This window comes from uncultured Methanobrevibacter sp. (assembly GCF_902771435.1).
Lineage (GTDB): Archaea > Methanobacteriota > Methanobacteria > Methanobacteriales > Methanobacteriaceae > Methanocatella.
Genome location: NZ_CACXXB010000016.1, coordinates 1 through 14,048 on the forward strand (window position 1 = coordinate 1; position 14,048 = coordinate 14,048).

Consider the following 14,048-nt stretch of genomic DNA (forward strand, 5'->3'; position numbering starts at 1 on the left):
AAGGTTAGTAATACTTTGTCTTGTAATTTCTGGTACTATATCCATATTATCCACCCACTATTCTGTAGAATATTTTTTCATTAAAGCTTCTTTTTGAAGTTCGCTTACTTGACGACATCCTTCCATAGCTAAATCAATTGCTTTTGCAAATTCTTCTTCAGTTAAATTACCATCACTTTGTAATAATGTGATTTCACCGGTTCTTGGCATCATAGCTATAGGAACATCAGCTTGACCTTCTTTATCTTCAACTTCAGATAAGTCAAGTACAATTTCATCATTTACTTTACCTGCTGCACAGCCTACAACAATATCCTTCATAGGCACACCGGCATCAACTAATGCAACTGCTGCTGCTGTGATACCTGCACAACGGGTTCCTCCTTCAGCTTCAATTACTTCTATATAAATATCAATCATTGAACGAGGATAATTTTCCAACATTAAAGCTGGTCTTAATGCATCAGCTGTAATTTTAGAAATTTCGGATGACCTTCTGTCTGGTCCTGGTCTTTTTCTGTCATCTACTGAAAATGGTGCCATGTTGTATCTGCATCTAATAACACCAGAATTAGGTTCGAGCAACCTTCTTATATATGATTCCCTAGGACCATATACGGCTACTAAAATTTTATTTCCTCCAACTTCTAAATAAGCAGAACCATCTGCACGTTCAAGAACTCCTGCTTCAATTTTGATAGGGCGCAATTCATTAAATTTCCTACCATCTTCTCTTATCATTTCAGACATTATATCTACCTCATTTTAATACGAAGAATTAATAATCATTATTTATTATTCAAAATAAAAGAATTATTTGAGTTACCGCCTAAAGATAAAGAATTATCTTTGTTTTTGGTTTTTTTCCTTAATTCTTCAATGACCTCAGCAATATTAGGCTTATCTTCTTTTTCTTTTTCCTCTTTTTCTTCAGCTTCTCTTTCTTCTTGTTCTAATTCTTCTTTAAAATTTTGAAGCTTAGGTTTTTCTAAAACAAATTCTTCCTCTTCACTAGGAGTTTCCTCAGGTGGTAATTCACCATCAATAGCAAGGTATAATTTGTTTTTGATTTTATTTGTTAAACCAGAAGTATGAGCTTCAGCCTCAATTAAATGAATAATGTTTTTGGTAAGCTGTTCCATGTCTTCGTCTCCTTTTACCCAGACAAGACCATTTTGACCAACAACGATTTTACAGTTAGTTTTATCTTTAATCATGTTAATCATGGAACCTTTTTTACCGATTAACCTAGGAACTTTGGTTGGAGCGATATCTACAATGATTCCTCCTTTAAATTTGCCCATTCCTCTTCCTTTTAAACCGAGTTTTGCCTTTTTGATTTCATCAACATCGACAACTCTTAAAAATAGAACATCCCCAACATCATAAACCTTGTTGAGCTCTTTTTTCTCACGACCAAACACTTCAAAAGCAGGTAAAATTCCAGAATAAGGTGAATTAATATCAACATCCCACATTGAGAATCTGACATCATTAATCTTACCTATTACAACATCTCCTTTTTTAGGAACATATTTACTTTTAAGAGGAATAACCCTTATTTTTTTATTCCTTAAAGAAACAAGTCCTATTAAAGAAGAGCAGACTTTACCATTTTCTTTAAAGGTACCTCTTCCTGAATAGTATTCATCGTCAGACAAAATCTGACCAGGAATAACTAAATCTTTATTTTCCACGTATATCATAATAATCCCATAAGCATAATTAATTATTATTTAATAACTTTAGTTTCCGCTTCTCCACCTGAAATTTCAGCCATTTTTGCTGCGAAAGAATTTTGAAGACCTCCAGGCATTTCAATAATGCCGATCCAGGAACCATCTTGTTGCCATTCTTCATTAACAATCTCGCCAAAGCCATGAATGGTAGTGTAAGCTCTACCTGCTGCAGCACCGGGAAGTCTGACAGCGACTTTTGCCTTTTCAATTTTAATAGGAATAAGCGGTTTAATGGCTTTTAAGGCTGTTTGAACTTGTTGGTCAACAGATATGAACGGATCAAATCTAACCTTTGCCTCATCACATGCATTTTCAATTCTTTGAACAGGGTGGGGAAGTCCGTTTTGAGGATTTACCGCCTCTTTTGCAATTTTATTGATGACCAGTTTTCTTTTATCATCTTGCATTTTTCTTTTTTGATCGGCAGTTAACTGAACAGTCCCCTTCTCAAGTATGATTCTTGAAACTTCAATAGGATCGGTAGTTTCAAAAATTTTATTCATGGCTTCATCAGAAGCCTTATCTCCTTTTTTGGAATCTTTGAAAATTTCTTCAACAGCTAAAAGATCTTCAATGGCAACATCTGGGCCATCCGGATTTCTAAAATCAGCTGCCAAATCAGGGTCAACCAATATTTCAAAATGTTCACCGCAGTATTCATATTTAGCAATAATAGCTTCATCAACATTGACCATTGAAACATCCCCTAACAATATTAAAAATTATTCTTCATCTTCTTGTGAATCTTCTTCAGACTCTTCTTCAGACTCTTCTTCTTCCTCTTCCTCTTCGACGAGTATCTCATCAATGTATTCTTGTACTTCATCTGGAGAGAGTTTTACATATTTTTCATCTTCGGTTTTGATAACTGCAATTTCAACATTTTTTGAAGTGGTATCATGATCAGTGGCTTCATTAATGGCAGTTAAAGCTAAGGTAATAGCTTCTTCCAAAGTCAAATCATCACAATATTGTTCTTCAAATATTTCCATGGCAGTAGCCCTTCCTGAACCGATAGCGGTTGCCTTATATTCAATCAATGCACCACTTGGGTCAGTTTCGAAAAGTTTACATTTGCCGTCGTATACACCACCGATGATTAAAGCGGAACCGAATGGCCTTACTCCACCATTTTGAGTGTATAACTGTAACATGTCGCATAACTTTTTAGATAAGCTAGTTACGCGAATAGGTTCGCTATAGGTAATTTTGTTTATTTGCGCTTCGACTCTAGCTCTTTCAACTAAAGCTCTTGCATCTGCTACAAGACCTGAAGTAGCTGCTCCAATGTGTTCATCAATCTTGAATATTTTTTCGATAGATGATGCTTCCACTAAACTTGAAGTAGTTCTTTTATCGACAGCCAAAATAATTCCTTCAGAACTTTTAATACCTATAGAGGTAGTTCCTCTTTTAACAGCTTCTCTTGCATATTCTACTTGAAAAAGTCTTCCATCTGGGCTAAATACAGTAATAGCTCTATCATATCCAGCATTTTGTAAAGGTTGCATAATAAATACCTCACATATACAATATTTTTATAAATATTAAAAATTTTAATTCAACTACGTAAAAAAATATATTCAAAATCAAAACCAAATCTTCCATGAAAAGGTAAATTTTAATTTTAATCACTACATTGTAGTCTATTAAAATATTTTATTATTCTTTTTTCCATAAATCCAATTGTTATTTATAATATAAATTATTTATAAATGTTTCTATTTTAAAGTTACAAAAAGTAATTAAATATATTTTTGTGATGCCTTGATAGTGCCTGACAAACCGATTGTTGTGATTGCAATCCTGCAGTTATTATATTTGTTGGCCAGTGCCAGCGCAGATCTGACGTCATCCACATACCCTCTCTGACATCGAACAATTGACTTATATGAATAATAATCCTCTGATTTTTCCATTTCATAAAATTTCATGACCCATAAGTTAAAATTAGAGGTATTGCATTCTCCCTGGAAACGAACACATGCATCCCATACGATTGTAACCAGATCATCCTTAACGATTGGAGATTCAGATTTGATTTCAATGGTTAAATACCTATTGTTTTTTCTTAAAGTTGGCGGCAAAACCTTAAGCTTCATCATCAACCCTCCTAACACCATGGAAAATCATTTTGTCCCTATCCTCATTAAATTCCAGAATATTTTGAGCGGTTAAAAATGATTTGTCAATTTCAGAATCATTCAGACCTGTCTGTTTGAAAAACGCCATAAAGTCATGGGTTGTTCTGATGTCAAAAACAGACTCTGCACGACTGGATAAAATTAACGGAAAATCATATTTCCTATATAAGGTATAGATATCCTTAAAATTAGAGATAACCTTTGACCTGTGGGACAGATAACTTCTTAAAACATCTTTAAAACACAGCTCAATAGCAACATTGTTTTTAACAGCTTCTTTAGCTAAAACATGATTGATTCCGCCGTCGTATCTTCTCAGATAAGGCCTTGATAAAACATCGATTTGAATAGTTTCGACGGTAGCCCTGTTGATTTTCAAATTTCCTCCAATAACTGAAATGCATGAAGATTTATTTCTGAACTTACGAGCGGTCTTTTTTACTTCATTAACATTATTTGAGTAAATCTCTAATGTATAATCAAAATTAATAATGCCTTCCAACTTATCAGACAACTCATTTTTAATATCTAAAGCATCTTTAAAATCATTTTGATTATATGAAAAATTAATGTGGTCCCACCCATATTTGGAAGCTTCCATAGCCAAATTTAAATTATTTTCCAGGCTACTTCCCTTAATATTCAAATCAAAAAACATAGTTGTAAATTTATTGTTTATTTATATTAATAATTTATTAAAAATTAAAAAAAAAGTGATTTGAAAAAATCACTTATTGATAACGATAGAATTCAACTTCCCAACTTACGGTTTCATAATAATCAATTGTATAGGTTCCAGATGATGATGAAGTAAATGAGAATGAGTCAGATCTTGTTTCTACATCACTGTATGAACCCCAATCTACACCTCCAGATCCTCCAGGACCTGAAACATATAAATGGTTAGTAGCATAATTCTTTATAGGATATGCTGAAAGTTTTACCATTATCTGACCTGCAGGAACCTTAACTGTCTGTGAACCTGAACCCGAACCTGAGTAACTGCCTATAGACTCCCAGGATTTGGATTCACTGCTTGATGTTGACTCTGATTGAGACTCCGTAGTAGTGGATTGAGAGTCGGAAGCGCTATCTGAAGACCCTTGAGAAGATGAAGTTGACTGGGCGGAAGTATCCTGTGCAGAACCACTATCAGTATTCATGGTACCTGCAAAATACCCTACACAACCAACAAGAACCACAATAACAATAGCTAATGCAATAATAATATATTTGGTATTATCATTACTTTTTGTATCATTACCGGGTATTTCAGGAGTATTTAAAACAGCTCCACACTTTGTGCAGAATTTTGCTGTATCCTTATTTTCAAAACCACAATTTTCACATTTCATTTAAACCACATATTAGTTATATAATATATTTTACCACAAATTATTTAAAGATTCACAAGTTCCATTAAATAAGTAAAACAACATTAAAGCAGTGATTAAAGTAATTACATTAATATTATAAGATGGTATAAAATATTTTATAGTATAAACAATAAATAAATGATTATGTCCAAAGAAAATGATGAGCTTTTGAAATTAACTTCATATGTTCAAATTTCCAAATACAGAGAAAAAACTTTAAAATCAATTGGAAATGAAGTTAAGATACCAACTCATATTGCAAAAGACAGTGGAATTAGAACTAATCATATTTCAAAAGTTCTAAGTGAATTAAAAAGCAAAGATATTGTTGAATGTATTAATGAGGAAGCTCGTAAAGGAAGATTATATAGGTTAACCGACACTGGAAAAGGTGTTTTAGAAACTATAGAATCCAAAGAAAAGAAACAGAAAAAAGATTAATTTGATTCTATTCCTTTTTTTATCTCTTCTAATTCTTTTATTATATTCTTTTCCGATGCTTCTCTAAAAATATCATGTAAAATTTTTATTAAAGTCATATTTTTCAAAGTTTCCGGCAAGCAGTCTTCTGTTTCAGTCAGTATTGATTTATATGTTGGTTCAATGGCATCCTTCATATACTGTATTTTTATCTCTTCTCTCAATCCTTCATCAATATATTTTTCAAGATAAACAATTATTTCATTTGCAAATGTATTTCCAAAAACGACCATGCCATCCAACGCTTCCTTGCTGATTTCCAACTGTTCAACCAACAGATTGAATGAACCGTAATTCTGATAGCCGTATGGAATAAATCTTCCTTCAACCGTATGGGCGCAGTATTCATTCATGATTCTGAATTCGGGAAGAGTTAAAAAATACCAGACAAAACTTTGCAGTGTAGTGGATGTTTTTACCTTAAATATGTCACACAATACATTTTCAATAATCTCAAACAAAAAATAATGACCTAATTCGTGAATTATTGTGGAAATCTGAAGAGAATCGCTTAAACGGTCATCATAATGAATAGCATTTCCAAAAAATATGAACCCTCGCTCATAACCCCGTGATTTAGTTTTGCATTCAGTAAATATTGATGCGAAATTCAAAATTTTATTTTTAATTGTATCTCCGTAAATTTCATAAAAATCGGCCCGTGCAAATATGTTTGATAGCATCCGGTTATATTTTTCGTCACTTATTTTTGCATTTGCCAATAAATCATCATTGAACTCGCTGAATAATGTATCAAAATCATCAATAGTAATGGGATTGATTTGCTTTCCGCATTTTGCACAGTGTGTATCATAATCCAGGTTCACTTCTCCACAGTAAGGACAGAAATGCTCAGTTATTAACCTATTGCCACAATGAGTGCAATAATTATTTTCCTTGAAGTTTAGTGTTCCGCAAACATCACAATTTATCAAAATATCACTTACCTGAACATGCCTTTAATAGATTTCACTGTAGACTTAATGGAATTTTTACGAATAAAAGCCGATTTTATATTTTTACCGCAATTATGACAATAATCACTGTCCCAATCTAAAATTTCCCCACAGGAACAAATTATCCTAGTTTTTAAAGTTTTTTGAGGATTTAAAGGTCTTTCGCAATTTCTGCAAAATTTGGTGCCTTTCGGATTTTTCTCACCGCAGACACAAAGAACAACCGAATTTTCATAATTAAGATTTGCTCCGCATTCAATGCAAAAATCGGAAGTGCTTTCATTAATTGTAGAGCAGGTACATAAAATAAAAATATCATTAGTTTTTCCATAATTAACCAATGGAAGACCGCAATTTCTGCAAAATAGAGAAAATTTATCGTTTTCTTCACCACAAAAGCAAAAAATTGAATCTTTAAACTCAAGATTGAAATTGCTGTAATTTTCATTAATATAATGGGTATCCTCTTTTAATTGTTTTCCACACATTTCACAGAATACGTTTTCTCTGGAATTCATGGCGCCGCACTCGCACTGCACATTATCAATGGAAAAAACAGGTTTGGAATTCTTTTTAAAAATTCTTTCAAATTTGGTGACGGATCTCTTTTTCCCACACATATAACAATATTCATTATCTATACGATTCACATAACCGCATGAGCAGATTTCAAATTCAAGATCGTCACGATTGCTTTCTATATACGGAGAAAAATCAATAGGGAAGTCAAAAAAGCCTATATTATGAATAGGAACTTCAAAAATATAATTTTGAGAAGACGGACTATAGCCTGTCTTATATCCGCAGACCTTACATTCGGATTCATTCGGAAGAAGCCTATGGCCGCAATTTCTACAATAATTCCCTACAATCATTTTTACCGTGAGCTATTTTTTTGACAATGATTGGATTTCTTCAACTACTTTATATAACACTTCTTCGCCAAGCCCTTCGATATATTTAATGGAACCTGCGCATTCATGACCTCCACCGTCAATACCTGCTGATGGAACTCTGTTTATCATTGTAGCTACGATATCATTTACATTAAAACCATACTCTTCATTGACGGCATCAGTTGCCCTAAATACTCCGAAATCAGGACCGTGTCCTAAAGTCACAATAGGCTTATCCTCTCCCAATTCTTTTATAACATGATCATGGACAAAACCGCATGTTTTTCCGGGAGCAGGGAATGTAAATTTATGTGCATATTTTTCAACATCAATGAGATTTAAGTAAATGCCGTTTGAAAGCTGTGTTCTTTTGATATTTGGAAGAGCTGCTTTAAGCTGAGTATCAATTCTCTTTTGATATTCCTTATATAATGCATCAATCATTTTTTCATGCTTATCAATATTATCCACAGCCAAGATTGTATCCATGATTCCTCTACCATTCATAAATCTCAGGAAATATGCCTCAAAGTCAACGCATTCAGCAATTTTTGCAAGATGCTCTTTTGTAAAACCTTTTTGACCGGCCAATTCCAGGTATTGATAAACTTCACCATTTTCCGCACGGTCGCCTAATGCTGCAACCGCCGGCAAATGTTTAATTAATTCTTTTACATTCGGATTTATGAGGTGCGCCACTTCAGTTGCCAGAGCCCCTGCAGTCAATTGGGAATCTCCGCCAACAAGGTATGGATTTACATGACAGTCGACATATTCATCCACTGCAACTGTTGCGCCATAAATTTCGCCGTCCCTTTCATCTTTTGTTAAAAGGTCCCCAGGGGAGTGATGGTCTATTACTACAACTTCGATATCATAAATCTTTGCCTGCATCAGCGCCACAATATCCTCTTCAGTGGAACCGTTATCCAAAAGAACTATCAACGGCAATTTTTGACCGTGCCTTTCCTGGTCTTCCAATGCGAATGATAAATCCTTAACGACATCTTCAAGTTCATAAAATGGAGCCTTACTTGGAGAACGTTTGAAATAATAATATTGAGCATCATTGCTTGGATTTTCCTTTTCAATTAAAGGAACAATAGCTTTTTCCATTGCCACACCTGAACAAATACCATCGGCATCATTGTGGTGTCTAAGCAGGATTGTTCTTCCATCAAGGATTGCCCTTCTAATTCTTTGGGCGGCTTCTCTCATCTTTGGTTTAAGTCTGTTTAAAACATCACTTTTGACTAAGAAATCGACATGTTGTGGTTCAGCTCTCTTGTTTAATGCATCATCAATTAATTTATGTAGCTTGCGAGTGTTTTCTTCACCAAGTTTTGTCATGGAAGATGACTCGATTTGAGTTTTTCCACCATGTTCGTTTACCTCACCAATGACCTGAACTGCATCGCCAAGTTCAATTTCAGGATATGACCTCTCTCCAGCCTTATCAAATGCGGCTATTTCAGTTGTTCCGCTTTCATCGGTGATGATGAAAATTGTCGGACCTGAAGTTTGCTGGATTTGCTGGACTTCACCGGCAATTCTAACAATCTTGCCCTTTTTCTCTTCAAGTTTGCTTATTAATGTTCTTGAAATGGATTTGGTCAATCTCTTGAGTTTGTATTCATCTACAAAAGCAGGTGCAAAATCAATTTTTCCTTCTCTGGACTTAATGGCAGTGATGAATACGACAATGTCATCACCAACTTTGTAGTTGGAGACATCTCCTCTCATAAGTCCCCAAACATTGTTATTTAAGGAAACAAAAGCACCATATCTTTCAATTCTTGTAATTTTACCTCTATACAATTTATCTTTGTCAATATCTCTCATTTGACATAAAGAATCTAAAACATATACAACACGAGCAGCTCTTTGGCGAGCTTCAAATTCATCATGTTTCATTTTTTCAACCTTTCTTTTATCTTTACATTCATCACATAAATCAAGTTCACCGGGAAGTACTTTACCACAATCCCTGCATACATTTATTTCACCGGTTCCATTACAGTTAGGACATTCCTCAAACACTTCAACCTGTCCTTTTCCATTGCATATCTCACATGGAACATCTTGATCAGAACCCAAATCAAATTTAGCTTTTGCTTTACTGTTGACTCCTTTAAAATGACTGCCTACATCAAATAAATCATCTTCATAACCTGTTCCGCCACAGGCATCACATTCCTTGTAGTCCACAACAACAGAGCCTATACCTTTACATTTTGGACATTTAGATTTCAAAATAAAACCTCACATTCATTTGAATAACTTAGGATTATCTTCAACTATTGAATTTCTTTGATTTTGATATTCTACAGCCTGGTCCATTGCATCGTTAGCTTCAAAACCATAATTACTACCTGTATAATTTGAATTTACTTCAAAACAATCAATCGCCTCTTTCAATAAGTCAACGGCTTTAAGTTTTAATTCAACTTCATCTATGACAGTGTTAATGTAATCCTTATGTACTCCGTGTATATCCGAAGAGAAATTGCTTTGAACTTCATGCAATTTAGCCAAGCTTTTATTATAATTATCTCCAGCAGATTCTGCTTTTTCTTTAGATTTATGAAAATTCTTATTGTTTACTAAATCAACAGCTTCATTATATTCATTATCACCATCAACAATGCTTTCACTTATGTCAGGCATTGCAACATTCATATTATCGGTTGAACTGTCGATAAAAAGAACCGCTGCCGAAATAGCTAGTAAAACAACAATAAAAATTATTAATTTGCTATAACTAGACACGATATATTGTATATTAAAACAAGTAATTAAAATTTTTCATGAAAAAAATTAAATAAAAAAAGAGAAGTTTAAAATTAAATTTTAAACTTATTCACTGGACCAGAGTCCGTGTAAGTTACAGAATGCTAATGCTTTTACATCAGAAGCATCATTTACAGTGAATGTAGCTTCTGCAACATCTCCAGGTTTGAATGATTTAGCATATTGTTCAGCACCAGCTTCAACAACTAAAAATTGAATGTAGTGGTCATCATCCATTGGGTGAGCAGCTTCACCGACTTTAACGGTTACTTTGTCACCATCGATTTCAACAACAGGTTTGTGTTTAGGAGCTTTTTCTCCTTCGGTTTGTACTGGAATTTTGAGCATGTGTGCGTCACATGCGTCTCCATCGTCTTCAACTAAAACTTGGATAATGCTTCCACAGTCGTCACATTTTAATATTTTTGCCATAATAAAACATCTCCTTAAATAGGTTAAAGATATTTTATCCATCAAAGTATATATTATTATTGATTGTTTTCCTTATAGTTTTCAATTGCTGCCTGAAGTCCGTCAGCCGCAAGGTTTGAACAGTGCATTTTTACTGGTGGTAAACCATCCAATTCATCTGCAACATCATTTCTAGAGATTTTTAATGCTTCATCCACAGTTTTACCAACAGCTATTTCAGTAATCATGCTGCTGGTTGCAATAGCTGCTCCGCAACCAAATGTTTGAAATGAAATATCTTCAATTACTTCATCATCATTAACCTTTATGTAAATTGTCATTAAATCTCCGCATGTTGGGTTTCCAACAGTTCCAACACCGTTTGCATCTTCCATTTTTCTGCAGTTTCTAGGGTTTGCAAAATGATCCATTACTTTTTCTGAATAATCCATATTTAACACATCCTACAATCATCACCGTGTTTTGAACACATTACTCCATCATAATCAATTTCCTGATTCCATAAAGGAGACATTTCACGAAGTCTTGCAACAGATTCCGCAATAATACCTACAAATTCATCGATGTCAAAGGTATCACTTTCAGGGGCAAGTGAAATTCTTAAAGAACCGTGAACATCAACAGGGTCTAAACCCAGTGCAGTCAGAACCGGAGATGCCTCCAACTTATTGGATGAACATGCTGAACCGGTTGAAGCCTGATATCCTTTAGCATCCAATAACAGAATTAAGGATTCACCTTCAATTGCCTTGAATCTGAAGTTGACAAGATTTGGAAGTCTATGTTCTTTGTCTCCATTAACATAAGATTCAGGAACAGTGGATAAAACTTTTTCAATGAGTTCATCTCTAATTGAAGATAATTTCTCATAGTGTTCTTCCAATTGCTGACTTGCAAGCTCGCAGGCTTTTCCAAATCCAACAATTCCCGGAACATTTTCAGTTCCTGCCCTGATTCCTCTTTCCTGGCCTCCACCATGAATCAAAGGTACGAGACGAGTTCCTTTCCTGATATATATTGCTCCAACACCTTTAGGTCCGTTAAGCTTATGGGATGATAAAGACAGCAAATCGACATTCAGTTTCTCAACATCCACTTCGATTTTACCGAAACTCTGAACGGCATCGGTATGGAATTTGATTCCATGTTCCTTTGCGATTTTACCAATTTCCTCAATAGGTTGAACTGTACCTATTTCATTGTTGGCATGCATAACAGTGATTAAAATTGTTTCATCAGTGATTGCTTCTTTTAAATCTTCAATTTTAATAATACCGTTTTCATAAACCGGCAAATAAGTTACTTTAAAGTCAAGGGATTCTAAAAAATGAAGAGTTTCAGTTACAGCAGGGTGTTCAATTTCAGTAGTGATAATATGCTTACCTTTTTTGGCCAATTTTAAAGCAATGCCTTTGATAGCCAGGTTATCTGATTCTGATCCACCACTTGTGAAAATAATTTCTTCAGGTTTTGCATTAATTGCATCAGCCACTCTTTGACGGGCCTGATCTAATGCTTTTTTAGATTCACGACCATATTTGTAAAGAGTTGAAGGGTTTCCGAACTCTTCTGTGAAATATGGTTTCATTTCTTCGAATACTTCCTCACTTACTTGTGTAGTTGCTGAGTTATCTAAATACATTCTCTATCTCCCAATTGTCGTTTTTTAAAAAATTAAATTTAATAATATAAATATTTTAAGTGAGTAAAGGGTTACTTTACTCAGATACTGTCTAAAGCTTGGCTTAAATCATCAATTAAATCATTAACATCTTCCAAACCAATTGAAAGTCTGATGAAGTCTGGAGTTACACCGGTAGCTTCCTGTTCTTCAGGGGTTAACTGTTGATGTGTTGTACTTGCAGGGTGTATTGCAAGGCTTTTTGCATCACCGATGTTTGCAAGAATTGAGAATAATTCCAATTTTTCAATAACTTTTCTTCCTGCTTCTTCGCCGCCTTCAACACCGAAACCTAAAATACCTGCGAAATTGTCTTTCAGGTATTTTTTGTTAATTTCATAGGTTGGATGTGATTCAAGTCCAGGGTAGTTTACCCATTTAACCTTAGGATGTGATTCTAAAAATTTAGCTACTTTAAGAGCATTTTCAGAATGTCTTTTTACACGTACATCAAGACTTTCAAGTCCTTGCAGGAATATGAAACTGTGTACAGGAGCTTGGGTTGCACCAAGATCTCTTAAAAGTCTTGCTCTTGCCCTTACAGTAAATGCAAGGTTTCCAAGTTCAGGCACGTCTCCGAATGCATCCCAGAACACCAGTCCGTGATAACTTGGATCAGGTTCTGTGAAGTTTGCAAACTTGCCGTTTCCCCAGTTGAATTTACCGGAATCTACGATATATCCTCCAACTGCAGTACCGTGACCGCCGACATATTTTGTAGCGGATGCTGCAATAACATCAGCACCATGTTCCAAAGGCCTTACAAGTCCGACACCAACTGTATTGTCTACAATCAATGGAATATCATGTGAATGTGCAATTTCAGCCAATGCTTCAAAATCAGGAACATCCAATTTAGGATTTCCGATTGATTCAACATAAATTGCTTTGGTCTTTTCATCTATTGCATCTTCAAAGGCTTTTAAGTCCTGTGAGTCTACAAACTTAACTTCTCTTGCTAAATCTTTGAAAGTGTAGTTAAATAATTGGTAAGTTCCACCATAAAGGTTATCTGCAGATACAATGTTGTCTCCAGGTTCGGTTACATTTAAAATCGCATATGATATTGCTGCAAGACCACTTGATGTTGAAAGACCTGAATTACCTCCTTCGATAGCAGCAATTCTTGCTTCAAATACATCACTGGTAGGGTTAGTTAATCTGGAATAAATTTGTCCAAATTCTTGAAGGGCGAATCTTCTTGCAGCTTCATCTGAATCTTTAAATACATATGAAGTAGTTTGATAAATTGGAACCGCCTGTGCCCCTGTTGCGGGGTCTGGAGTTTGTCCTGCACGTACACCTAATGTTGCTAATCCGTAATCTTTATTTGACATTAATAATCACCTTTATAAAATAATTTGAGTAAAATATATCACGTGTTATATTCACTATATAACAATAGTTATTATTAGTATATAAATATTTTGGTATGCCTAAAAAAAAGTAAGAAAATTAATTATAACTTATGTTATACCAAGATAACATATGTTATTTTTACTATATAAACATTGTCATGGAATATGGAAAAAAACTGAAAAAAAGTTATATTAA

General features: G+C 34.3%; 16 protein-coding genes. 1 reads left to right on the forward strand and 15 read right to left on the reverse strand.

Features of this window, described 5'->3' with window-relative positions:
* Positions 1–57 precede the first annotated feature (57 nt).
* The 7 genes from rrp41 to QZU83_RS05525 all read right to left on the reverse strand — a co-directional run bounded on the left by rrp41 (position 58) and on the right by QZU83_RS05525 (position 5,238).
* The gene (gene rrp41 / locus QZU83_RS05495) at positions 58–753 is read right to left on the reverse strand and encodes an exosome complex exonuclease Rrp41 (RefSeq protein WP_295610394.1); all 696 of its coding nucleotides are present in this window, start codon (positions 751–753) and stop codon (positions 58–60) included.
* A gap of 35 nt (positions 754–788) precedes the next feature.
* On the reverse strand, positions 789–1,706 hold the full coding sequence (gene rrp4 / locus QZU83_RS05500; protein WP_295610322.1) for an exosome complex RNA-binding protein Rrp4: 918 nt from the start codon (positions 1,704–1,706) through the stop codon (positions 789–791).
* A gap of 26 nt (positions 1,707–1,732) precedes the next feature.
* Positions 1,733–2,434 (reverse strand): ribosome assembly factor SBDS, encoded by a 702-nt coding sequence (locus QZU83_RS05505; protein WP_295610324.1) that lies wholly within the window; start codon positions 2,432–2,434, stop codon positions 1,733–1,735.
* Between the two features lie 27 nt (positions 2,435–2,461).
* Complete coding sequence (gene psmA / locus QZU83_RS05510; protein WP_295610325.1) at positions 2,462–3,250, reverse strand: archaeal proteasome endopeptidase complex subunit alpha; 789 nt, start codon at positions 3,248–3,250, stop codon at positions 2,462–2,464.
* 234 nt (positions 3,251–3,484) lie between these two features.
* Entirely contained in the window at positions 3,485–3,841 is a 357-nt protein-coding gene (locus tag QZU83_RS05515) for an Rpp14/Pop5 family protein (RefSeq protein ID WP_295610395.1), read from the reverse strand.
* A complete protein-coding gene (rnp3, locus tag QZU83_RS05520) occupies positions 3,831–4,541 on the reverse strand; it encodes a ribonuclease P protein component 3 (protein ID WP_295610327.1) in 711 nt (236 codons plus the stop codon). Before rnp3 ends, QZU83_RS05515 begins: the two co-directional genes overlap by 11 nt.
* A 73-nt stretch (positions 4,542–4,614) precedes the next feature.
* Positions 4,615–5,238, reverse strand: a complete 624-nt coding sequence (locus QZU83_RS05525) for a zinc ribbon domain-containing protein (RefSeq protein WP_295610329.1) — start codon at positions 5,236–5,238, stop codon at positions 4,615–4,617.
* Between the two features lie 165 nt (positions 5,239–5,403).
* Here QZU83_RS05525 and QZU83_RS05530 point away from each other — a divergent pair, with 165 nt between their 5' ends.
* Positions 5,404–5,700, forward strand: a complete 297-nt coding sequence (locus QZU83_RS05530) for a transcriptional regulator (protein WP_295610330.1) — start codon at positions 5,404–5,406, stop codon at positions 5,698–5,700.
* On the opposite strand, the gene QZU83_RS05535 is transcribed toward QZU83_RS05530, so the two are convergent.
* From QZU83_RS05535 to QZU83_RS05570, 8 genes are all read right to left on the reverse strand, one after another.
* Positions 5,697–6,674 (reverse strand): zinc ribbon domain-containing protein, encoded by a 978-nt coding sequence (locus QZU83_RS05535; RefSeq protein ID WP_295610332.1) that lies wholly within the window; start codon positions 6,672–6,674, stop codon positions 5,697–5,699. The two genes, QZU83_RS05530 and QZU83_RS05535, sit on opposite strands and share 4 nt — an antisense overlap.
* Before the next feature lie 8 nt (positions 6,675–6,682).
* On the reverse strand, positions 6,683–7,570 hold the full coding sequence (locus QZU83_RS05540; protein ID WP_295610333.1) for a hypothetical protein: 888 nt from the start codon (positions 7,568–7,570) through the stop codon (positions 6,683–6,685).
* Positions 7,571–7,582: 12 nt separating this feature from the next.
* Complete coding sequence (locus tag QZU83_RS05545; protein WP_295610335.1) at positions 7,583–9,844, reverse strand: DHH family phosphoesterase; 2,262 nt, start codon at positions 9,842–9,844, stop codon at positions 7,583–7,585.
* 15 nt (positions 9,845–9,859) lie between these two features.
* The gene (locus QZU83_RS05550; RefSeq protein WP_295610336.1) at positions 9,860–10,360 is read right to left on the reverse strand and encodes a hypothetical protein; all 501 of its coding nucleotides are present in this window, start codon (positions 10,358–10,360) and stop codon (positions 9,860–9,862) included.
* Between the two features lie 87 nt (positions 10,361–10,447).
* Positions 10,448–10,813 carry a desulfoferrodoxin family protein gene (locus QZU83_RS05555; protein WP_295610338.1) on the reverse strand — a complete coding sequence of 122 codons (366 nt, stop codon included), beginning with the start codon at positions 10,811–10,813 and terminating at the stop codon, positions 10,448–10,450.
* A 56-nt stretch (positions 10,814–10,869) separates the two neighbouring features.
* Positions 10,870–11,244, reverse strand: coding sequence for a Fe-S cluster assembly scaffold protein NifU (gene nifU / locus QZU83_RS05560; protein WP_295610340.1), 375 nt, complete (start codon positions 11,242–11,244; stop codon positions 10,870–10,872).
* 2 nt (positions 11,245–11,246) lie between these two features.
* Positions 11,247–12,455, reverse strand: a complete 1,209-nt coding sequence (gene nifS / locus QZU83_RS05565; protein WP_295610341.1) for a cysteine desulfurase NifS — start codon at positions 12,453–12,455, stop codon at positions 11,247–11,249.
* Positions 12,456–12,535: 80 nt separating this feature from the next.
* The gene (locus QZU83_RS05570) at positions 12,536–13,831 is read right to left on the reverse strand and encodes an O-acetylhomoserine aminocarboxypropyltransferase/cysteine synthase family protein (RefSeq protein WP_295610343.1); all 1,296 of its coding nucleotides are present in this window, start codon (positions 13,829–13,831) and stop codon (positions 12,536–12,538) included.
* Between the last annotated feature and the right edge of the window lie 217 nt (positions 13,832–14,048).

Excerpts from the sequence above, each read along its gene's own strand:
- QZU83_RS05555 (WP_295610338.1), bottom strand. The coding sequence starts at position 10,813 with ATGGCAAAAATATTAAAATGTGACGACTGTGGAAGCATTATCCAAGTT.
- rrp4 (WP_295610322.1), bottom strand. The coding sequence starts at position 1,706 with ATGATATACGTGGAAAATAAAGATTTAGTTATTCCTGGTCAGATTTTG.
- QZU83_RS05540 (WP_295610333.1), bottom strand. The coding sequence starts at position 7,570 with ATGATTGTAGGGAATTATTGTAGAAATTGCGGCCATAGGCTTCTTCCG.
- psmA (WP_295610325.1), bottom strand. The coding sequence starts at position 3,250 with ATGCAACCTTTACAAAATGCTGGATATGATAGAGCTATTACTGTATTT.
- QZU83_RS05525 (WP_295610329.1), bottom strand. The coding sequence starts at position 5,238 with ATGAAATGTGAAAATTGTGGTTTTGAAAATAAGGATACAGCAAAATTC.
- QZU83_RS05530 (WP_295610330.1), top strand. The coding sequence starts at position 5,404 with ATGTCCAAAGAAAATGATGAGCTTTTGAAATTAACTTCATATGTTCAA.
- nifS (WP_295610341.1), bottom strand. The coding sequence starts at position 12,455 with ATGTATTTAGATAACTCAGCAACTACACAAGTAAGTGAGGAAGTATTC.
- rnp3 (WP_295610327.1), bottom strand. The coding sequence starts at position 4,541 with ATGTTTTTTGATTTGAATATTAAGGGAAGTAGCCTGGAAAATAATTTA.
- QZU83_RS05515 (WP_295610395.1), bottom strand. The coding sequence starts at position 3,841 with ATGAAGCTTAAGGTTTTGCCGCCAACTTTAAGAAAAAACAATAGGTAT.
- QZU83_RS05570 (WP_295610343.1), bottom strand. The coding sequence starts at position 13,831 with ATGTCAAATAAAGATTACGGATTAGCAACATTAGGTGTACGTGCAGGA.
- QZU83_RS05505 (WP_295610324.1), bottom strand. The coding sequence starts at position 2,434 with ATGGTCAATGTTGATGAAGCTATTATTGCTAAATATGAATACTGCGGT.
- nifU (WP_295610340.1), bottom strand. The coding sequence starts at position 11,244 with ATGGATTATTCAGAAAAAGTAATGGATCATTTTGCAAACCCTAGAAAC.